19 protein-coding genes and 1 pseudogene are annotated in these 19,330 nt (G+C 69.0%); 12 read left to right on the top strand and 8 right to left on the bottom strand.

The window, feature by feature from the left end; genetic code table 11:
• The first annotated feature begins 8 nt into the window (after positions 1–8).
• On the top strand, positions 9–389 hold the full coding sequence (locus QMO56_RS02545; RefSeq protein ID WP_283523466.1) for a nuclear transport factor 2 family protein: 381 nt from the start codon (positions 9–11) through the stop codon (positions 387–389).
• A gap of 3 nt (positions 390–392) precedes the next feature.
• A complete protein-coding gene (locus tag QMO56_RS02540; protein ID WP_283523465.1) occupies positions 393–1,427 on the top strand; it encodes a 5-methyltetrahydropteroyltriglutamate--homocysteine methyltransferase in 1,035 nt (344 codons plus the stop codon).
• 109 nt (positions 1,428–1,536) lie between these two features.
• Here QMO56_RS02540 and nth read toward each other — a convergent pair whose 3' ends face one another.
• On the bottom strand, positions 1,537–2,208 hold the full coding sequence (gene nth / locus QMO56_RS02535) for an endonuclease III (RefSeq protein ID WP_283523464.1): 672 nt from the start codon (positions 2,206–2,208) through the stop codon (positions 1,537–1,539).
• 224 nt (positions 2,209–2,432) lie between these two features.
• Between nth and opgC the strand changes: the two genes are divergently transcribed.
• On the top strand, positions 2,433–2,711 hold the full coding sequence (opgC, locus tag QMO56_RS02530) for an OpgC domain-containing protein (RefSeq protein WP_283523463.1): 279 nt from the start codon (positions 2,433–2,435) through the stop codon (positions 2,709–2,711).
• Here the strand turns inward: opgC and QMO56_RS02525 are convergent.
• The 3 genes from QMO56_RS02525 to QMO56_RS02515 all read right to left on the bottom strand — a co-directional run bounded on the left by QMO56_RS02525 (position 2,708) and on the right by QMO56_RS02515 (position 4,492).
• A complete protein-coding gene (locus tag QMO56_RS02525) occupies positions 2,708–3,394 on the bottom strand; it encodes an MBL fold metallo-hydrolase (protein WP_283523462.1) in 687 nt (228 codons plus the stop codon). The two genes, opgC and QMO56_RS02525, sit on opposite strands and share 4 nt — an antisense overlap.
• Positions 3,395–3,431: 37 nt before the next feature.
• On the bottom strand, positions 3,432–3,710 hold the full coding sequence (locus QMO56_RS02520) for a putative quinol monooxygenase (protein ID WP_283523461.1): 279 nt from the start codon (positions 3,708–3,710) through the stop codon (positions 3,432–3,434).
• Positions 3,711–3,871: 161 nt separating this feature from the next.
• On the bottom strand, positions 3,872–4,492 hold the full coding sequence (locus QMO56_RS02515) for a CreA family protein (RefSeq protein WP_283523460.1): 621 nt from the start codon (positions 4,490–4,492) through the stop codon (positions 3,872–3,874).
• 221 nt (positions 4,493–4,713) lie between these two features.
• On the opposite strand from QMO56_RS02515, the gene QMO56_RS02510 reads away from it, so the two are divergent.
• A complete protein-coding gene (locus tag QMO56_RS02510) occupies positions 4,714–5,430 on the top strand; it encodes a hypothetical protein (RefSeq protein ID WP_283523459.1) in 717 nt (238 codons plus the stop codon).
• A 255-nt stretch (positions 5,431–5,685) separates the two neighbouring features.
• Here QMO56_RS02510 and QMO56_RS02505 read toward each other — a convergent pair whose 3' ends face one another.
• The gene (locus tag QMO56_RS02505) at positions 5,686–6,471 is read right to left on the bottom strand and encodes a GGDEF domain-containing protein (protein WP_283523458.1); all 786 of its coding nucleotides are present in this window, start codon (positions 6,469–6,471) and stop codon (positions 5,686–5,688) included.
• A gap of 273 nt (positions 6,472–6,744) precedes the next feature.
• On the opposite strand from QMO56_RS02505, the gene QMO56_RS02500 reads away from it, so the two are divergent.
• From QMO56_RS02500 to QMO56_RS02465, 7 genes are all read left to right on the top strand, one after another.
• Positions 6,745–7,272, top strand: a complete 528-nt coding sequence (locus QMO56_RS02500) for a hypothetical protein (protein WP_283523457.1) — start codon at positions 6,745–6,747, stop codon at positions 7,270–7,272.
• 943 nt (positions 7,273–8,215) lie between these two features.
• On the top strand, positions 8,216–9,790 hold the full coding sequence (locus QMO56_RS02490) for an ABC transporter substrate-binding protein (protein ID WP_283523456.1): 1,575 nt from the start codon (positions 8,216–8,218) through the stop codon (positions 9,788–9,790).
• Positions 9,787–10,719, top strand: coding sequence for an ABC transporter permease (locus QMO56_RS02485; protein WP_283523455.1), 933 nt, complete (start codon positions 9,787–9,789; stop codon positions 10,717–10,719). The genes QMO56_RS02490 and QMO56_RS02485 overlap by 4 nt, the downstream gene beginning before the upstream one ends.
• Positions 10,716–11,633, top strand: coding sequence for an ABC transporter permease (locus QMO56_RS02480; RefSeq protein ID WP_283523454.1), 918 nt, complete (start codon positions 10,716–10,718; stop codon positions 11,631–11,633). The genes QMO56_RS02485 and QMO56_RS02480 overlap by 4 nt, the downstream gene beginning before the upstream one ends.
• Positions 11,626–12,648 (top strand): ABC transporter ATP-binding protein, encoded by a 1,023-nt coding sequence (locus QMO56_RS02475; protein WP_283523453.1) that lies wholly within the window; start codon positions 11,626–11,628, stop codon positions 12,646–12,648. The genes QMO56_RS02480 and QMO56_RS02475 overlap by 8 nt, the downstream gene beginning before the upstream one ends.
• Entirely contained in the window at positions 12,648–13,664 is a 1,017-nt protein-coding gene (locus tag QMO56_RS02470; protein ID WP_283523452.1) for an ABC transporter ATP-binding protein, read from the top strand. The genes QMO56_RS02475 and QMO56_RS02470 overlap by 1 nt, the downstream gene beginning before the upstream one ends.
• Before the next feature lie 63 nt (positions 13,665–13,727).
• Positions 13,728–15,350: a serine hydrolase gene (locus tag QMO56_RS02465; protein WP_283523451.1), complete on the top strand. Its 1,623-nt coding sequence runs from the start codon at positions 13,728–13,730 to the stop codon at positions 15,348–15,350.
• 356 nt (positions 15,351–15,706) lie between these two features.
• Here QMO56_RS02465 and QMO56_RS02460 read toward each other — a convergent pair whose 3' ends face one another.
• Both QMO56_RS02460 and QMO56_RS02455 read right to left on the bottom strand, forming a co-directional pair.
• A complete protein-coding gene (locus tag QMO56_RS02460) occupies positions 15,707–16,798 on the bottom strand; it encodes an FkbM family methyltransferase (RefSeq protein WP_283523450.1) in 1,092 nt (363 codons plus the stop codon).
• Between the two features lie 140 nt (positions 16,799–16,938).
• Positions 16,939–17,700: a GntR family transcriptional regulator gene (locus QMO56_RS02455; protein ID WP_283523449.1), complete on the bottom strand. Its 762-nt coding sequence runs from the start codon at positions 17,698–17,700 to the stop codon at positions 16,939–16,941.
• Positions 17,701–17,772: 72 nt separating this feature from the next.
• Between QMO56_RS02455 and pcaB the strand changes: the two genes are divergently transcribed.
• Positions 17,773–19,149, top strand: coding sequence for a 3-carboxy-cis,cis-muconate cycloisomerase (pcaB, locus tag QMO56_RS02450; protein WP_283523448.1), 1,377 nt, complete (start codon positions 17,773–17,775; stop codon positions 19,147–19,149).
• 79 nt (positions 19,150–19,228) lie between these two features.
• Here the strand turns inward: pcaB and QMO56_RS02445 are convergent.
• Positions 19,229–19,330, bottom strand: a pseudogene (locus QMO56_RS02445) (IS5/IS1182 family transposase); the annotation flags it as partial.

Raw genomic sequence — 19,330 nt, 5'->3', positions numbered from 1 at the left:
AGGTGCCCATGCAGGACGAGATCCGCGCCCTGGAGGCGCGGCGCTATGACGCCATGCTGCGCGGGGATGTCGCGGCCCTTGCCGCGCTGCTCTCCGAGCGTGCCGTCTACGCGCATTCCGACGCGACGCGCGACAGCAAGGCCGAATACCTCGCCAGCCTTTCCGACGGCAGCCTCCGCTATCTCGAGGTCGGGCACGAGACGGAGACGGTGCTCGAAGCGGGGCCGGACAGCGCCGCCGCGCTTGGCCGCATGAGCGCCCGCATCATCCGCAACGGCGCAGAGAAGCGTATCGCCAGCCTCACCCTCGCGCTCTGGGCGCGGGAGGGCGGCGAATGGCGCCTCCTCGCCTACCAGCCCACCGCTCTGCCCCCTGGCCTGAAGGTCTGACGCATGACCAATACCCTCCTGCCCACCACCGTCGTCGGCAGCTACCCGCAGCCGGACTGGCTGGTGGATCGCAACGTGCTGGCGCAGAACCTCGTCCCCCGCGTGCGGATGAAGCAGATGTGGCGCGTCGCCGAGGATGCGCTGGAACAGGCGCAGGATGATGCGACCCTGGTCGCCATCCGCGACATGGAGCGCGCCGGGCTCGACATCATCACCGATGGCGAGATCCGGCGGGAGAGCTACTCCAACCGCTTCGCCCTGGCGCTGGATGGGGTGGACGTCGACAACCCCGCCCGCACCATGGGCCGCGCCGGCAAGGAGACGCTGGTGCCGCGCGTCATCGGGAAAATCCGCCGCAACCGCCCGGTGGAGGTGCGGGACGTCGAGTTCCTCGTCGCCAGCACCGATCGCCGCACCAAGATCACCCTGCCCGGCGCCTTCACCCTGTCCCAGCAGGCCTCGGACGAGTACTACCGGGACGAGGAAGCCATGGCGATGGACTATGCCGCCGCGGTGAACGAGGAGGCGAAGGACCTGCTGGCCGCCGGCGTGGACGTCATCCAGTTCGACGAGCCCTGGATGCAGGCCCGGCCCGAGGCCGCCGCCCGCTTCGGCGTGAAGGCCCTCAACCGCGCGCTGGAGGGGCTGGAGGGCGAAACGGTCGTGCATGTCTGCTTCGGCTATGCGGCCGTCGTGAAGGACAAGCCCTCCGGCTATTCCTTCCTGCCGCAGCTCGCCGACTGCACCGCCGGCACCATTTCCATCGAGGCGGCGCAGCCGAAGCTCGACCTCGCCGTGCTCGACGGCCTGCCGGGCAAGAGGATCATGCTCGGGGTGATCGACCTCGGCAGCACCGATGTGGAGACGCCGGAGACGGTGGCTCAGCGCATCCGGGCCGGGCTGCAAAGGCTGCCGGCGGAGCGGCTGGTCGTTGCGCCGGATTGCGGCATGAAGTACCTGCCCCGGCCCCGTGCCTTCGGCAAGCTGCGGGCCATGGTGGAGGGCGCGGCGATCGTCCGGCGCGAATTGCAGGGCTGAGGGGAGCCGGGCGGGCCGCCCGCGCGGGAGGCCCCCCTCCCCTCTTCCGGAGCGATGCGCGGGTCCGGATGCCCGCCGTCTTCCGCGCAGCCAAGTCTCGCCCCCGGGATCAGCGATGCGCGGTCACGCCGACCTGGCGGCACATGCTCAGCAGTGCGCAGCGGGAACAATGCGGCCGCTCGCCGGTGCAGACATGCTTGCCGAAGGGAACCAGGCGCTCATTGATCTCCACCCGGTAGCGCTCGGGCAGCACCGCCGCCAGCGCAGCCTGCGTGCGCTCGGGCGTGGATGCCGCCACGATCCCCCACCGGTTGGTGATGCGGTGGACATGGACATCCACGGCGATACGCGGTTGGCCGAGCGCAACCCCGAGCGTGAGCGCCGCGATCTTCGGGCCGACGCCGTGGAAGGCCATCAGCCCCTCGGACGTGTCCGGCACCACCCCGCCGAGCTCGCCCATGATGCGCCGCGACAAAGCGAGGATGTCGCGCGCCTTGGGTTCGGGGAAAGTGGCGCCGTGCAGGAGGCGCACAAGCGCCGGCTCGTCCAGGGAGGCCATTCGCTCGGGTGTGCGCGCCACGGCGAAGAGGCGCAGGCAGACGGGAATTGTCGTCTCGTCGCGGGTGCGCGCCGAGATGAGGCTGGCCACGAGCTGTTCGAACAGGCTGCCATGGCCGCGGTCCTGCAGTTCGAACATTGCGGCCTTGCGCAGGCTGGCGACGGCGGCGCGCAGGCGGCGGAACACCTCGTCGAAATCAAAAGGCTCCTTCTGCGGGGCCAAGGCGGCTGGTGCTGCGGAGGTCATGGGAGATGAACGCCGTTCGGGCGCCGTGGTTCAGCCTCAGCAGGGCAGACGGCGGTTCCCGCCCGTGGAGGCGCCTGGTCGGGCGAAAGCGCCCATGGGGATGATGCCTAGCGCGGCGAGGCGATCTCCGGCCCGCCGGTCGCGGCCAGGATGGCGTCCGTCACCGCCGCGGCGAGGCATTCATAGCCCCGGCCATTGTGGTGCATCCCATCGGCCGACAGTACGGCATCAGCGCCCATCGGGACCTGCGCGTCGATCTGGCGCGTGGCGTGGCGCTGCGGCGGCGCCCTATCCTGCTGATGGCGCTGTCGGGCGCCGGCTACATCGCGGTGCGGGTCAGCGGGGTGAACCTGCCGAACCGGATCGGCGGCGGCTGGTTCCTGAACCCGCTGGCCTGGCAGGTCCTGTTCTTCGCGGGGCGCGTGCTGGGCTATGCCCCCCCCCCCGAAAGCCGCTCCACCAGAAAAAGTCTTTTCTAACGGGACTGTTCCAGCACATAGATGTGCGGGGCATCGCTTGGCAGCGTCTCGGGCGTCAGTTCCAGTTCCGGGCCGCCGACCCGCGTGACGGCTTCCGGCGGGAAGCGCGCGATGAACCGGTCCACCGGTTCGATCTTCAGCACACCGCGCGGACTGAAATAGTGCATGGGGATGATAACGCGCGGCCCGATTGCCTTGATCGCCTGATCCAGGTCGTCGAGCGCGATGGTCGCGTGCTCGCCCGTCAGGGCCAACAGGATATCGACCTGCCCGCGCAGCGCCTCCAGATGCTCGGGCGCGACCGGATTGCCGATGTCGCCCATGTGGAGCACGCGCAGTCCACCCAGGGTGAAGTGATAGAGGGCATTGGCATCCGGGTCCCGCCCGGCTGCCGCCTGGTAGTCGAAGGTCAGGCTCTCGTAAGCCGGAAAGGGGCGGATGGTGATCCCGCGCATCTCGGCGCCTTCCGGCGGGAGTTCCAGTGCGTTGACGACAACCGGCGCGCCCTCCACATGGCTCGGATCGGAATGGAAGTCGTCCGTGGCCGAGCTCATGATCACGATGTCGGCGGGTTCGTTGATGGGATCGAAGCCGCTTTTGCCGGGCGTGTAAGGGTCGGTGATGACCACCAGGCCGTTCGCTTCCAGGCGAAAGCTCGCATGAGCATAGAACGTGATCTTCACGGTTGCCTCCGAAAATGATCAGGCCACGGCGCGCGGACTAGATTTTCTCGCCCACGAACAATTCCCAGCTCTCCGTCACGGCGCCCTGCTTTTCATTGAATTCCACCAGATGCGGAGAGTTCATGTGAGCCTCCCAGAGCGGCCGGTCCTCCCAGTTCTCGTAGAAGACAAAGAGGCCGGGATCCTCGTGTGACCGGTGCAGGTCGTAGTTGATGCAGCCTCGCTCAGCCCTGGTCGGCTGGACGAGCCCTTTCAGCATCGCGCCGAGCTGCTCCTCGCATCCCTGCTTTGCCTTGAGCTTGGCGACAACAGCCAACGGCATCATCTCTCCTCCCTTGCCTGTTGTTCGTGGAGGCCCCTCTCTGGACGCCTCGTCCGGCGATGCAGTGTCCATGTAAGGGAGCGTGCGGAAATTGCCACAAGGCGATGAACACACCTGGTGCACGACGGCAGCAGGCCGGTGCCGCGAACTTCAGCTTACTCGGGCCGCCCCTTGCTCCAGGAAACCTGCCGATCGAACAGCGGCACGGTCGAGATGGCCATCTTCGCGCTGCTATCCTTGATCTGACGGGAATAGGAGACGTAGATCAGCGTGTTGTTCTCACGGTCGTAGATGCGGCGGACCCGTAGCGACTTGAAGATGAGGCTGCGGCCTTCGCTGAAGACCTCCTCTCCATTTTCGTCCGTCTCGATGTCGCCGATAGTGATCGGCCCGGTCTGACGACAGGCGATCGAGGAGTTGGAAGGATCCTCGAACCAGTTGCCCTTCGACATGCGGTCGATGAGGCCGCGGCTGAAATAGGTCAGATGACAGGTCACGCCCTGCACTTGCGGATCGTTGACCGCCTCCACGACGATGTCATTGCCCGTCCAGTCAGTGCTGATCTCGCCGACCTGCTTGGCTCCGGCCGGAGCGGCGGCGAGCAACACGGCTGCAGCGGCAAGGACAAGGCGCTTCATGGTTTGCTCTCGCATGGCTTTGGCGCCGCGGCGCCGGTGAAAATCACTGCTACGGCGCCAGGTGCCGGCTGTGCCGGTTGCGGGCGGATTCCAGAAATGGCCGGACCTCCCGTGCGGTCGCCTGACGGGAATGGCCATGACGCTTGGCTTCCCGGATCCTGCCGTGCCGGTGCGCGGTCGTGCCACCTGCCCTAGCCGGTGCCGTGCAGCCCCCGACGCTGCATGCCGGGCTAACCGCAGCGGCCTGCCAGGGTTTCGCCGCACTCTGTCCTGAGCCGGACGCTGGCCCTTCGGGCGCCGTGCCGCAACCGCCGGCTTCCGCCAGGGTTGGCTTCTCCTCCCCTGGCGGAGAGAGCCCGATGACCCTTTCCTTCACCGCCCTGCTGATCGCCGCCTGCCTCGCGGCGATCCACCTTTTCGTCAGCCGCATGCGAATCCTGCGGGGCGTCCCGCGCAGCCGCTGGCTCTCCGCCGCGGGCGGTGCGGCGGTGGCCTATATCTTCCTGCACCTGCTGCCGGACCTGGCAGCGGCCCACCGGCGCGCCGGGGTTGAGTCGGAAACCGTCTACTTCGTCATTGCCCTGGTCGGACTGGTCGCCTTCTACGGCGTGGAGCGCCGGGTGCGCCTCGCCAGGGCGCCCGCCGGGCATGCGGGAGCCGATGACAGTGCCGCGGGGGTATTCTGGCTGCATGCAGGAAGCCTGACCCTCTACAACCTCATCATCGGCTATCTGCTGCTGCACCGCGAGGAAGCCGGCCTCGCCTCCCTCCTGCTGTATGGCAGCGCCATGGGCCTGCATTTCCTGTCCAATGATTACGGCATGCAGCTTGATCATCCGCAGGCCTACAACCGCACTGCACGCTGGATCCTGGCTGCGGCCATTCTCCTGGGCTGGCTGGCGGGACGGCTGATCGAGGTGCCGCGCCCGATCGTGGATGGGCTCTTCGCCTTTTTGGCGGGCGGCGTGGTCCTGAACGTCATGAAGGAAGAACTGCCGGAGGAACGGAAGAGCCGCTTCAATGCCTTCCTGCTCGGCGTCGTGGCCTATGGGGCGCTCCTGCTCGTGCTGGGATGACACAGCTGGCTGGCAGCCGCGGTGGTGCCGCCTGCCTGCCGGCTGAAGCGCGGATGAGGGCTGGGACTCTGCAGGGGTGCCGGAGGAAATGCCCGCGAAAAAACCGCTCGCGGCAGAGGCTGACGCAGACGAGGCTCTCGGATGCCTTGCAGGCACAATTTGACGGAACCGGGATTGTCCGGGTCGCGCAGGCCTGCGCAGCCGCCTGGAGAATGCCCTCCTTGCCCGGATACACTCCCTCCGTCGGCCGCCGGTTCAGGCTACAGAGCGCGGTGCCTCAATGCCGAGCATCGCCCGCAACTCGTCCGACAACCGGATCTGATTCCGGCCGCCATGCTTTGCGACATAAAGGGCGCGGTCAGCCTCCGTGTACAACTCGTCCAGCGTCTTGCTGTTCCGCACCGCCACTCCTGCCGAAATGGTCACCGCGACCGCCTGCCCTGCTGCCAAAAGCGGGTGAGCCGCGACCTGGCGGCGCAGCGCTTTCAGGCGCTCTATGACATCCTCGGGAGAGACGCCGCTGGAAACCAGCGCGAACTCCTCTCCGCCAATGCGGGCGAGCATGCCGAGGCCCTTCAGGGACGCCGCCATGATCCGGCTCACTTCGCGCAAGACCGCGTCGCCGACCCGGTGGCCGTAGATGTCATTCACCTTCTTGAAGTGGTCGATATCGAGGATGACCAGCACCATCAAGGTCACATCCGACTGCTCTGCCCTTTCCAGCAGCGCCCGCCGGTTCGGCAGGCTCGTAAGCGGATCCGTGCGGCTGAGGGTCTCAACCTGCTGCTTGGCGTGGTAAAGGGCCAGATGCGCTCTCCCGATCCAAGACAGGATCGGAACGGCGATCACCAGCGCAACGCCGATCGTGACGATCCACGACCTGAACGCGGCGGGCCAGCCCAAGAAGAAGGTGAGCTGATTGGCCACGTCCAGCGCCAGCGCCATGGCCACCGAGAGCGCTGTTGCCAGGAAGACATACCGGACCAGGTCCCGGCGATCCTTGATTTCCGGTGCCGTTACGAGCTTCCACAGCCTGCTCACAGGTCTACCCCGCATACTTGGGTCAGCTCCGCCTCAGGGCCGTGGAGCCGAAGGCATTTAGCACACGGGAAGGTGAAGCCGCCACCGAATGACGCCTCCGGGGTGGAGCCCCGTAGCATGTGCCGTCGGAATCGCCATGGAGGCGCCCCCTCTGCCGGCAGGACGGAGAAGGAATTCCTGAGAGGCCCGGACTGAGCGCCGGATGGCGCGCCGAACAACCTGGGCCGACCTATGCCGTTCCCTCCAGAATGACATTTTACGGTGCCCGCCTTCATGAGCCCTTCCGGAACACTCATCCGCGTCAACCGGGCGCCCGTCCTGACCCTGTGGGCCGCGGTGGTGGCAGAGCGCCTGGGCCACCCGCCAGACACCGCTTTCAGCCTCGCCAGCCATGTGGCGGGCACTGCCGCCCGGGCCAAGGCACGACGCCTCGGCATCGCCGATGAGGGCGAGCACCAGAAGGAGGCGGCACCGGTGAAGCCGAGCGAGACAACCAGGCTTCTCGGCAAGGAGGTGGTGCTGACCCACGACGCGGATGGCGTGGTGCTGGCCGATGCGGGCGGGGGCAAGCCCGCCCCCGCCGCCCCGGCGCAGGCCTATGTCGCCCGGGCGTTCGGCAAGCGCCTGGAGGAGGTCCGCGCGGCCATGGAGGCGCTGGCCATTCAATACGGACCGGAGGACCTGAACCGCATCGGCTTCAGGCTCTATGAGCACTTCCGCCCCGAGGTGCCGACCGATGTCCGGGGCTGGGGCGCCAAGGGCGAGTTGGACCTGGAGAGGATCAGGACGGCAGCGCCCTGAGGCGCTGAATTCGTGAGCCGCCGCTCAGGCGCATCCGCTGAATGCCCCCGGCCTTCTCTCGTGAAGCCGGTCAGCCCCCTGACTGACCTCTCCAACGCCAGCAGGGTCCATCATCGTCACGTCCATCAGGATCTCCTCGCTCAGGAAAGGGGCCTGTTCCCCACATCGTCAGGGGTCCGGCTTTCCATGCCGCCCAACACCCAGGGCGCATGCTGATGGTCAGTGACGGCGAGCATGGCTTCGAGCGGGGGTCGAGCTCCGCCATCGCGAAATAGGCGGGCGCCTTCAGAATCTCACTGGTGCGCTCACGATTCTCGCGTTCCAGTGCCTTGACGCGCTCGCGCCCCGCTGCCGTTGGCTCAGGGCACGGGCCACCGTCACGCTCGGCTTGCCCGGCCCATTGCCGCAGCGCCTCCGCCGGGCAACGGCAGCTTGACTGCAATCGAGCCGATCGCCTCCCGTGAGGTCTGGCTCCGGCACCATCCGCACCGCCGGTCCCGGACCTCAGGCGAAAAGTGGCCCGGACACCGGCGCCGCGGGACGTAAGGTGAAGGGCCGGCGGCGATCATCGGCCCGGCAATATGGCAGGTGCGGATTGATTGCCGCCCAGACTTCATCCGACAGCCAGGAACAACCGCACCGTCCCAGTCCCCCCGCCCCCCAAGCCCGTTCGGGCGAAGAAAATCCAGAGAAATCCAGCGGGTTGTATCGCCCCCCTGGCTGGACCCTGGCGAATACAGTGCCCGGCTTGCCGCATGGATGCCCAGGAGCACCAGCCCCGCCTATTTGCGGAGCACGCATATCCCCTCCCCGCTTTCCAAAGTGGTCGCGTTCCAAGGGAAGGCGGCACTGCGCGCAATGGCACGCATGTTGCTTCTCTCTGTGCAGCCGGCTGCACCTTGTCCTTCGCAGCCGAGCGCCGAATCCGGGAGAACTGCTGCCAATGCCGACTCGCCGCTCTTTCATGGCCTTGTCCGCCCTGGCCGCCCCCAGTCTGGCTGCCTTGCCGCGGCGCGCCGGCGCCGCGCCGCTGAAGGAGCTGCGCTACCGCCTGACCGAGGACCCGGAGTCGCTCCACAGCGGCCAGAGCGTTTCGCTCACCGTCAACACCTGCCTCAACTTCCTGCACGACCGCCTGATCTACATCGACAACGAGGGCAAGCCGCAGCCCTGGCTGGCGGAGTCCTGGTCCTTCAGCGAGGACAACAGGCAGATCACCTTCACGCTGCGGCCCGGCACCAAGTTCCACGACGGTACCGAGCTCGACGCCGCCGCGGTGAAGTTCCACTTCGACAGCATCCTCGACCCGAAGATGGCCTCGCCGGTGCGCGGCCAGATTTCGGCGCTGGAAAGCTGCGAGGTGCTGGACCCGCTGCGCTTCCGCCTCACCTTCAGTCGCCCCTTCGCCGCGGCGATGATCCTGCTCTCCAGCGCCACCTATGGCGTCAACTCGCCCACCGCGGTGCAGAAGGCGGGGCGGCAATACGGCCGCCGCCCCGTCGGCACCGGGCCCTACATGTTCAAGTCCTGGTCGGCCGGCACCGAGCTGGTGCTGGTGCGCAATCCGCACTACCGCCAGCTACGGCCGGACGCGGTGAACAAGGGCGCCCCCTATGCCGACCAGATCACGCTGAGCGTGCTGCCGGAGGAGGGCGTCGCCTTCTCCGCCCTGCAGACCGGCGAGCTGAGCGCGGCGGAGCTCCAGACCGACACGGTGGAGCGGCTGCGGCAGGACAAGCGCTTCGCCGTCGTCATCGACGAGAAGGCGAAGAACATCCTGTTCCTGGAATTCTCCTTCCGCCCGCCCTTCGACGAGCGGGCGATGCGCGACGCCATCAGCCACGCCATCGACCGCGAGGCGATCCTGCGCGCCTCCTACAGCGGCTACGGCGCCATCGACCTCAGCCCGCTCTCGCGCGGCATCCCTGGCTACGACCAGGCGGTGGCCGACCAGTACGGCACGCCCTACGACCCCGCCAAGGCCAAGGCACTGCTGGACGAGGCGGGCTGGAAGCCCGGCCCCGAGGGCCTGCGCGTCAAGGACGGCAAGGAGGCGAAGTTCGCCGTCCGCTCCTACGCCAACCCCGTCACCGACCGCGCGCTGGCGGTGATCCAGAGCAACCTCGCGGATCTCGGCGTCGGGATCAGCATCTCCACCGCCGACTGGGGCACCTTCTATCCCTCGCTGCTGCGCGAGGGCTGGGACATGGACCTCAACCGCTGGACCTATAGCGACCCGCTGGTGCTGACCAACCTGTTCCGCCCACCGGGACACCGCCGCACCCTGCCGGAGGATGCGGAGCTGACCCGCATCCTGACCGCGGTCGACTCCACCCTCGACCCGGCCGAGCGGCAGAAGGTGGTCTCCGAGGCGCAGAAGGCGATCCTGGAGCGGCGGCTGATGGTGCCGATCCTGACCAACCACCAGGTCACCATCACCCAGGCCGGCCTGCAGAACTACCGGTTCGACTACCTGAACCAGGTGCTGCACGGCGATGTCCGCATGAGCGACTGGTGAGCCGCTACGTCCTGCGCCGCCTCCTGATGGCGCTGCCTGTGGTGATCGGCATCCTGCTGGTCACCTTCATGATCCAGGCGGTGATCCCGACCGATGCCGTCTCCGCCATGTATGAGGGGCAGACGACGGAGGAGGAGGCGGCCGAGGCCATCGCCGCGATGCGCGAGCGTTATGGCCTGGACCAGCCCTGGTACATCCAGTTCACCCGCTACGCCGGGAATGTGCTGCATGGCGATTTCGGCGAATCCATCCGCCTGCGCCGGCCGGTCTCGGAAGAGATCGGCTACCGCTTCATCAACACGCTGCAACTGACCGGCGCGGCGCTGCTGATCGGCATCCTGGTCGGCGTGCCCATGGGCATCCTTTCGGCCGCCAAGAAGGACACCTGGCTTGACCTGGGGGCGATGACGGTGGGGCTGCTCGGCATCTCCATGCCCGCCTTCTTCTTCGGCCTGCTGCTGATCCTGGTTTTCGCGGTCTGGCTGCAATGGATCCCGGTGGTGCCGCGCGGCGGCGCGGCGCTGCTGCTGCCGGCGCTGACGCTGGGCCTGATCGAGGCGGCGCCGCTGTCGCGCATCGCCCGCTCGGCCATGATCGAGCTCCTCCGGCGCGACCATATCCGCGCCGCCCGCTCGCGCGGGATGGGGGAGATGTCGGTCATCCTGCGGCACGCCCTGCCGGGCACGCTGCTGGCCGTCATGACGGTGATCGGCCTGCAGTTCGGCAACCTGCTCGGCGGTGCCTTCATCATCGAGGTCATCTTCGGCTGGCGCGGCATCGGCGAGCTGGGCGTGAAGGCCATCCAGTGGCGCGACTTCGCGCTGACGCAGGCCATCATCCTGATCAGCGCCGGCGCGCATATCGGCGCCAACCTCGTGGTCGACGTGCTCTATGCCTGGATCGACCCCAGAGTGGATTACGACACGTGAGTCTGCTGCATGGGGAAACCGAGACGGCGGGTGCCGAGGCGCTGCCCGCCGCCGAGGCTGCCGCGCCCCGCCCGCGCCGCGGCGGCTGGCGCTGGCTGCTGGGGCGGCTGCTGCGCAACCCCTCGGCGCGGATCGGCGGCGGCGTGCTGCTGCTGATCCTGTTCTGCGCCGCCTTCGCGCCCTGGATCGCGCCGCACGACCCGCTGGCAGTGAACACGCTCGGCCGGTTGAAGCCGCCGAGCGCCGTCAACTGGCTCGGCACCGACGAGGTCGGCCGTGACCTCGCCAGCCGGCTGATCTTCGGCACGCGCTACTTCCTGCTGATCTGCGCGATCGCCGCCTCCATCTCGGCGGGCTTCGGCATCCTGCTGGGACTGGTGGCCGGCGCCGGCTCGGCGCTGGCCGATACGGTCATCATGCGCTTCACCGACATGCTGTTGGCCTTCCCCTACATCCTGCTGGTGCTGGCCATCGTGGCGATCCTCGGCCCCAGCCTCTGGACCGCCATGGCGGCGGTGGGGGTGGCCGGAATTCCCGGCTATGCGCGGCTGATCCGCTCCGTGGCGCTCACCGTGAAGCGCGAGGAATATGTCGAGGCCGCCCGTGCGCTCGGCGCCTCCGAGGCGCAGATCATCCTCGGCACGGTGCTGCCCAACACCATCTCGCCGCTGATCGTCTATCTCTCCTATGCCACGCCGATCGCGGCGCTTTCGGCGGCGGCGCTGTCCTTCCTGGGCCTCGGCGCGCAGCCGCCGACGCCGGAATGGGGCGCCATGCTGGTCAATTCCCGCTCCTTCCTGTTCACCGCCTGGTGGGCGGTCGCGGCGCCGGGCCTGGCGATCTTCGTGGCCATTTTCGCCATGAACCTGCTGGGCAATGGCCTGCGCGATGTGCTGGACCCGCGCGATGTCTGAGAACGCCCCCCTGCTGCAGGTGCGCGATCTGCGCACGCATTTCGGCACCGGCCCGGACGCCGTGCGGGCGGTGAACGGCGTCGACCTCTCCGTCGATCGCGGCGAGGTGCTGGGCATCGTCGGCGAATCCGGCTGCGGCAAGACGGTGCTGGCGCTGTCCATCCTGCGGCTGGTGGACGCGCCCGGGCGCATCGTCTCCGGCCAGGTGCTGTTCGAGGGGCAGGACGTGCTGGCCATGCGCCCGCGCGCGCTGACGGCGCTGCGCGGACGCGACATCGCCATGATCTTCCAGCAGCCCAAGGCGAGCCTCGACCCGGTGATGCGCATCGGCCAGCAGATCGCCGAGCCGCTGCGGCTGCGCGGCGGCCGCACCCGCGCCGAGGCCTGGCGGGAGGCGGTGGAGCTGCTGGGCGCCGTCGGCATCCCCAACCCCGAGGAGAAGGCGCGCGCCTATCCGCACGAGATCTCCGGCGGCCAGGCGCAGCGCGTGATGATCGCGACGGCGCTGGCGCTGAAGCCGCGCCTGCTGATCGCCGACGAGCCGACCACGGCGCTCGACGTGACGGTGCAGGCGCAGATCCTGGAGCTGCTGCGGGAGCGCTGCCGCGCGCTCGGCACCGCGCTGATCCTGGTCACGCACGATATCGGCGTGATCGCCCAGATGGCCGACCGGGTGGCGGTGATGTACGCCGGGCGGGTGGTGGAGAACGCGCCGGTCGCGCGCATCCTGGGCGACCCGGCGCACCCCTATACCCGCGGCCTGATGCGCTCCGCCCCGGTGATGGGCGCGGTGCAGGCGCGGCTGCAGGAGATCCCCGGCGGCATTCCCGACCTGACGCGCCCGCTGCGCGGCTGCGCCTTCGCGCCGCGCTGCGACGGCCGGCGCCAGGCCGGCCCCGCCCGCTGCGACGGGCAGACCCCGCCCCCCTTCATCCCCGCCCCTGGGCGGGAGGCGCGCTGCTGGCTGCAGGATGGCGCGCCGGCCGCGCAGCCGGCGCCGGCGGGGTGGTCGTGATGAGCGCGGCCCTCTCCCCCGCGCGCCCGGGCGGCGCCGCCAGCCGCGTGCCGCTGCTGCGCGCCGCCGGGCTGGTGGTGCGCTTTCCCGTCCGCGCCGGCGTCATGGGCCGGCCGAAGGCCTGGGTGCATGCGGTGGACGGCGTCGATCTCACCGTGCAGGCCGGGGAGACGCTGGGGCTGGTGGGCGAATCCGGCTGCGGCAAGTCCACCCTCGGCCGCACCCTGCTGGCGCTGCGCCGGGCCGATGAAGGCTCGGTCGAGATCGAGGGCCAGCGCGTCTTCGAGCTGCCGCCCGCGAAGCTGAAGGCGCTGCGCCGCCACGCCCAGATGGTGTTCCAGGACCCCGTCGCCTCGCTGGACCCGCGCCGCACCGTCGGCAGCTCCGTGCGCATGGGGCTGGACCTGCACGGCATCGGCACGCGGGCGGAGCGGGAGGCGGCGGTGGCGCAGGTGCTGCGCCGCGTCGGGCTGCGGCCGGAGCACGCGGAACGCTTCCCGCACGAATTCTCCGGCGGCCAGCGGCAGCGCGTCGGCATCGCCCGCGCCCTGGTGCTGGAACCCCGCCTGCTGGTCTGCGACGAGCCGGTCTCGGCGCTCGACGTCTCCGTGCAGGCGCAGATCCTGAACCTGCTGAAGGACGTGCAGGCGGAGCGCGGCCTCGGCATGGTGTTCATCTCGCACAACCTCGCGGTGGTCGAGCACATGGCCGACCGCGTGGCCGTGATGTACTACGGCCGCATCGTCGAGCTGGCGTCGCGTGAGATGCTCTACGCCGATCCGCAGCACCCCTATACCCGCGCCCTGCTGGCCGCCGTGCCCTCGCCCGACCCGGCGCAGCGCGGTGGCGTGGCGGCGCCGGCCGGCGAGCCGCCGGACCCGGCGCGCCTGCCCAGCGGCTGCCGCTTCCGCTCGCGCTGCCCGCTGGCCATGCCGCGCTGCGCGGCGGAGGAGCCGCCGCTGCTCGACCTCGGCCAGGGCCACCGCGCCGCCTGCTGGGCCGCGCGCGGGGCCTGAGAGATTGCCGGGACCCCGCCAGGACAAAGGACGCATGGCGCCGTGACTGATCTGGATCTGAGCTTGATCGAACGCCGCGTGGACGCGCTGCTGGCCCCCTGGGCCGGCGGGCGCGGCCCCGGCGTCACCATCGGCGTGGTGCTGGAGGGCCGGCTCGCCGTGCACCGCCATGCCGGCCTGGCCAGCGTCGAGCACGGCGTGCCGATCGGCCCGGCCACGCGCTTCCGCATCGCCTCCGTCTCCAAGCAGTTCACCTGCGCCGCCATCCTGATGCTGGCGGCCGAGGGCAAGCTGTCGCTGGAGGAGGAGGCGCGCCGCTACCTGCCCGAGTTGCCGGAATACCCGCAGCGCGTGACGGTCGCGCACCTCATGCACAACAGCTCCGGCATCCGCGACATGCTGGAGATCATGCGGCACGGCGGCGCCGACCTCGGCACGCCGATCCGGCTGCAGGACCTGGTGGACGGCATCTGCCGCCAGCGCACCCTGAACTTCACCCCCGGCAGCCGCTTCCTCTACAGCAATTCCAACTTCCTGCTGCTGGGGCTGATCGTCGAGCGCCTCTCCGGCCAGACGCTGGACGATTTCCTGGAGGCGCGCATCTTCGCCCCGCTGGGCATGCGCGACACCCGGGTGACGCAGAACGTCCAGGCGGCGATCCCGAACCTCGCGACCGGCTACTTCCCGGACGACGAGTGCGGCTGGGTGCGCGCCCCGCACGCCTTCCCGCTGCATGGGGAAGGTGGGCTGGCCTCCTCGGTCCAGGACCTTGCGCTCTGGGCGCGCAACTTCACCACCCGGCGCATCGGCGCTGGCTGGCTGGACGAGCTGGCGCGGCAGACGCCCTTCAACAACGGCACCGTCAACCGCTATGCGCGCGGCCTGGTGGTGCGGCCCTATCGCTGGCTGGAGACCATCAGCCATGGCGGGTTGTGGCCGGGCTACCGCACCGAATTCCTGCGCGTGCCGGCGCAGGAGGTGACGGTGATCGCCATCTCCAATTCCGGCGCCTCCGACCCCAACCTGCTGGCGCACCAGGCGCTGGACGCGGTGCTGGAGGGGCGCCCGGGCGTGCACCCCGTGCCCGCCCTGCCCGGACGGGAGGCACTGGAGAAGCTGGCCGGCCGCTACCTGGACCCGGAGACCGGCGCGACTCTGGAATTGGCGGTCTCGGACCGCAGCAAGCTGACGATGACGACCAACGGCCTGACCGTGACCGCCGAGGCCACGGAGGATGGCCGCTTCGCCTCGCCGCGCGGCAGCAGCGTCTTCGCGCTGCGGGCGGCGGGGCCGGATGCCCTCGAGGTCGAGCAGGATGCCGGGGTGGTCGGCATCTGGCGCCGCGTCACGCCCGGAAGCAGCCTGCCGGAAGGGCTGCCCGGCATCTATCACAGCCCAGAGATGGCGACGACCTGGACCGTGACGGAGGCCGAGGGCAAGACCTGCATCCGCGCCGCCGGTCCGGTGGTGACGGGGCCGCTCTGGGAGCTCGAGCCGGTCCAGGGTGATCTCTTCCGCGTGCATGTGCCGGGCACGCTGTTCCGCGGCTGGCTGGACGTGCGCGTGCTGCGCGAGGGCGGGCGGATCGCCGGGCTGGAAGCGAGCGGCGGCCGCGTCAAGCGCGCGCGCTATACCCGCCACGAGCCTGACGCTGCCGAAAGCCCTGGGCGGCGTGGACAAAGCTGATCCATAGGCGGATGGCGGCCAGTTGGACGAGGCCGAGAAAGCTGCTGGCGGTGTGGTCGTAGCGGGTGGCGACGCGGCGCCAGCGTCAGGCCGATCGGCAACCCATGGGCGTTGGTGCGGAGGTGGATCTTTGTCGAGGAGTCCGACGACGATGCGCTTCGTGGCTGCCTCTCACAGGGATGCCTCCGACGCACAACTGCGCCCCCGGAGGAGGCGAATGCAGCCGCCCGTGATCTGGTGGAGAGCGGGGCTCGCGGGGCCCTGGTGGGATGAGGAAGCGGAGCGCATCCGGTCTCGTCCGGGCAAGGGGAGCGGCCAGACAGCGCGGTGCATTGGCCAAAGGAGCGTGAAGGCTCTCAAACCGCAGCCTGGATCTCCGGCAGGCACTGCCGGACCTCGGCTTCCCGCTCCCGCGGCCAGGCGAAGAAATTGAAGACGTAAGGGTCGGACGCCGCATAGTCGGAGGGATCCGGGCTGGCCCGCTGCATGGTCGCGCGGTTCAGAACGGAGGCTGGCCACCATCGCCCCTCCAGGGCAAAGCGGGTGGTGTAGTCCAGCGCATCCAGGAAGGCGGGCACCGCCCAGGTGGAGCCTTCCCTGTGTCGTTCTTCCAGTTCCAGCGTCAGGACCGGACGACAGCGCAGCAGGGTGTCGCGTGCGCCCCGCAGGACCTCGTACTCCGCACCTTCCGCGTCGATTTTCATCGCAGTCAGGTCACGCAGGCCGAAGCTGTCCAGCGTGGCAACCGGCACCTGGACCTGCTCGGCACCGACATGCGGGCCATAGCCCTCGAAGGTCTTGAGCAGGGAAGCCCATTGCTCCTGCCGGACACCCTCCACCACCGGCACGGAGAGCGTCAGCCGGCCGGGTGCATCACCCAGTGCCAGCGGGATCGGCCTGATCGACGTGACGCCTGCACAAGCGGCGGAGAGCCGGACGAAGGCGGCGGGGAGCGGCTCGAAGGCCAGGACATGCGCTCCGGGAAGGCGGCTCAGCGGCAAGGCGATCAGGCCGTCATGCGCGCCGACATCCACCAGGCTGCCGGGCCGGTGCAAGGCTGTCAGGAAACGAAGCTCATCCATCGCGCCCGTCCCGATCCTTTGCACCGTAGTTTGGCGTTGCCGGATCAGGCAACACAAGCCCCTCAATCCGGTGGGGTCCCAATCAGAGAATTGGGCGGCGAAAGATTTGTCCACGCCCGGCATCGTGGTCACGCTGTTGACCGAGTAGGCGTCAAGGCCTTGGACCTCGCGCGTTCCGATCTCGTTCCTGGTGATCGTGAAGCGGCCCGGCGCATAGACGACATCGGGCATGTGGTGATCTTCCGACACGACCTGCATCGACATGAAGCGCCGTCCGGTGTCGGGCAGGATGATCGTGACCCGACCGGCATCGAGGCCGACCAGCAGCGGAGCGCCGGTGAAAGTGCAAGGCCAAGGCCGGAACACGGATGGGCCCGCATGGCGCCCTCCGCTCGGTCCGATGTCTTGGCACTCCAGAGGCTGGCTCCTCCCAGGCCCCCCCACCCAAGGCGATTCCTGATGGGGCTTCCACCCTGACCAACCCCAGAACCAATAGCCCCGACCGCCTATTCCCGGCTGCGCAGCAGACGGCTCGACGCCGTGAAGCGCCCGGCCGGATGGATGGTGTCGGAGATCTCGAAGGCGACGCCGGCGTGGTCGAGATAGCGCCGGATGATGCGCAGGGCGGGTGAGCCCGGGTCGACCTGAAGGGGCGCCGCGATCCGCTCCGGCACGGTCGCTGCGGTGATGTCCTGGCGGATCTCGGCGACATGCCGCCCATGCCGCGCCTCGACGAGGGAGACGACCAGGGTGTCAGGGGAGGCGCGCACCAGGTCGATGATGTCGGGGTAAGCCGGGTCGAGGTAGACGTCCGTCCAGCCGAGCGGGACGGCCTTCGGGCCGCCGTCGAGCCGGAGGCTGGAGATGCGCAGCCAGCGCGTCCCCTCTGTGGCCCCGAACGTCTCCGCCAGGGCGCGGTCCAGCACCGCCTCGCCAGTTTCCTGCACCGCGCGGACATGGGAGGTGCCGAACTGTACCAGATCGTCCAGCGAGGCCAGCGACTGCCGGTAGTTCCGCGGCGCCGTGCGGGCTTCGACCCGCGTGCCTGCCCGCTTGCGCCGCGAGACGAGGCCAAGCTCGACAAGCTCGTTGATGGCAACGCGGACTGCATAGCGGCTGGCGCCGTAGAGGTCGCAGAGTTCGAACTCGGTCGGCAGAAGGGAGCCGATCGGGAACCGGCCCGACGAGATCCCCTCCATCAACTCGCGCGTGAGCGCAGCGTGCTGAGTGCCGGTGGCGGATTTCTCCTTGACGGTTTGTTCGGACATATTTAGCTGCCGTTTTGTTCGAACATATACAAGATCCAAGCCCTCAGCCGGCAACTCTCAAGGAGACGCTCCGTGCCCCCGGCAAGCCCAGCCTCCGCCACCACCGTATTCGACTCTGCCCTGTTCCGCGACGCCTTCGGCACCCCGCGCATGCGGGAGGTCTTCTCGGACCATGCCCTGATCGCCCGTTACATCGAGGTCGAGATCGCCCTGGCACAGGCGGAGGCGCGTTGCGGCGTCATCCCGGCCGAAGCGGCCGAGCAGATCGCCGCGCGTTGCGACATCGCGGCGCTGGATTTCGAGCTGCTGCGCCAGGAGACCGACAATGTCGGCTATCCCATCCTGCCCCTGGTGCACCAGCTGGTGAAGCAGTGCGGGGAGGCTGGCCGCTACGTCCACTGGGGCGCCACCACCCAGGACATCATGGACACGGCCGACGTGCTGCGGGTCCGCGCCGGACTGGAGATCGTCGAGGAGGACATCGCCGCCCTCCGGCGCATCCTGGCGGAGCTGGCGACCCGGCACCGCGACACGCCGATGGCCGGGCGCACCCATCTGCAGCAGGCCCTGCCGGTCACCTTCGGCTACAAGGCGGCAATCTGGCTGGCGATGTTCGACCGCCATGCCGAGCGCCTGCAGCAGCTCAAGCCCCGCGTGCTGGTGGGCGAGTTCGCCGGCGCGGCGGGCACGCTGGCCTCGCTCGGCGACAAGGGGCTGGAGGTGCAGCAGGCGCTCTGCGAGGAGCTGGGCCTTGGCGTGCCGGTCACCACCTGGCATGTCGCCCGCGACGGCTTCGCCGAGGCGGTGAACCTGCTGGGCCTGATCACCGGCTCGCTCGGCAAGATCGCCTACGACATCATGCTGATGGCCTCCACCGAGTTCGCCGAGGTCTATGAGCCCTTCGTCAAGGGCCGCGGCGCCTCCTCGACCATGCCGCAGAAGCGCAACCCCATCTCCTCCGAGCTGATGCTCGCCGCCGCCAAGGGCGTCCGCCAGCATGCGGGGCTGATGATGGACGCGATGATCCAGGACTTCGAGCGCGCCACCGGACCCTGGCACGCCGAGTGGATGGCCATTCCCGAGAGCTTCCTTCTCACAGCCAGCGCGCTGCACCAGGCGAAGTTTGCGCTGGGCGGCCTGATCGTGGACGAGGCGCGGATGCGGCAGAACCTTGCCGCCAGCAAAGGCCTGATCGTCGCCGAGGCCGTGATGATGGGGCTCGCGCCCCATACCGGCCGCGATGCGGCGCATGACATCGTCTATGACGTCTGCCGCGCGGTGAACGAGCAGGGCGGCACCCTGGCCGAGGCGCTGGCGCGCCATCCCGAGGTCACCCGCCACCTGGATCGCGCCGCCATCGACCGCCTGACCGACCCCGCCAACTATCTCGGCATGGCGCCGCGGATGGTGGACCGCGCCGTCGCCGCCTCGCGGCGGCAGGCTTCCTAGAGCAGATCCCGTTCCGATGGCATCATCGGGACGGGTGAAGATGCTCGTCAAAATAATCGGCCAGGCGGTGGTGACGATTTCAGCGGAGTAGGATGGCGATTGAGGCGAGCAGAACGAAGCCGCGGAAGTTGGCGAGGAGCTTGTCGTAGCGGGTTGCGACGCGACGGAACTGCTTGAGGTT

Source organism: Roseomonas sp. E05 (assembly GCF_030063475.1).
Taxonomy (GTDB): Bacteria; Pseudomonadota; Alphaproteobacteria; order Acetobacterales; family Acetobacteraceae; genus Pseudoroseomonas.
This window is presented reverse-complemented; position numbering and strand designations above follow the sequence as displayed.

Excerpts from the sequence above, each read along its gene's own strand:
- QMO56_RS02545 (WP_283523466.1), top strand. The coding sequence starts at position 9 with ATGCAGGACGAGATCCGCGCCCTGGAGGCGCGGCGCTATGACGCCATG.
- QMO56_RS02540 (WP_283523465.1), top strand. The coding sequence starts at position 393 with ATGACCAATACCCTCCTGCCCACCACCGTCGTCGGCAGCTACCCGCAG.
- QMO56_RS02515 (WP_283523460.1), bottom strand. The coding sequence starts at position 4,492 with ATGGCCATTCCCGTCAGGCGACCGCACGGGAGGTCCGGCCATTTCTGG.
- QMO56_RS02510 (WP_283523459.1), top strand. The coding sequence starts at position 4,714 with ATGACCCTTTCCTTCACCGCCCTGCTGATCGCCGCCTGCCTCGCGGCG.
- QMO56_RS02500 (WP_283523457.1), top strand. The coding sequence starts at position 6,745 with ATGAGCCCTTCCGGAACACTCATCCGCGTCAACCGGGCGCCCGTCCTG.
- QMO56_RS02490 (WP_283523456.1), top strand. The coding sequence starts at position 8,216 with ATGCCGACTCGCCGCTCTTTCATGGCCTTGTCCGCCCTGGCCGCCCCC.
- QMO56_RS02475 (WP_283523453.1), top strand. The coding sequence starts at position 11,626 with ATGTCTGAGAACGCCCCCCTGCTGCAGGTGCGCGATCTGCGCACGCAT.
- QMO56_RS02470 (WP_283523452.1), top strand. The coding sequence starts at position 12,648 with ATGAGCGCGGCCCTCTCCCCCGCGCGCCCGGGCGGCGCCGCCAGCCGC.
- QMO56_RS02455 (WP_283523449.1), bottom strand. The coding sequence starts at position 17,700 with ATGTCCGAACAAACCGTCAAGGAGAAATCCGCCACCGGCACTCAGCAC.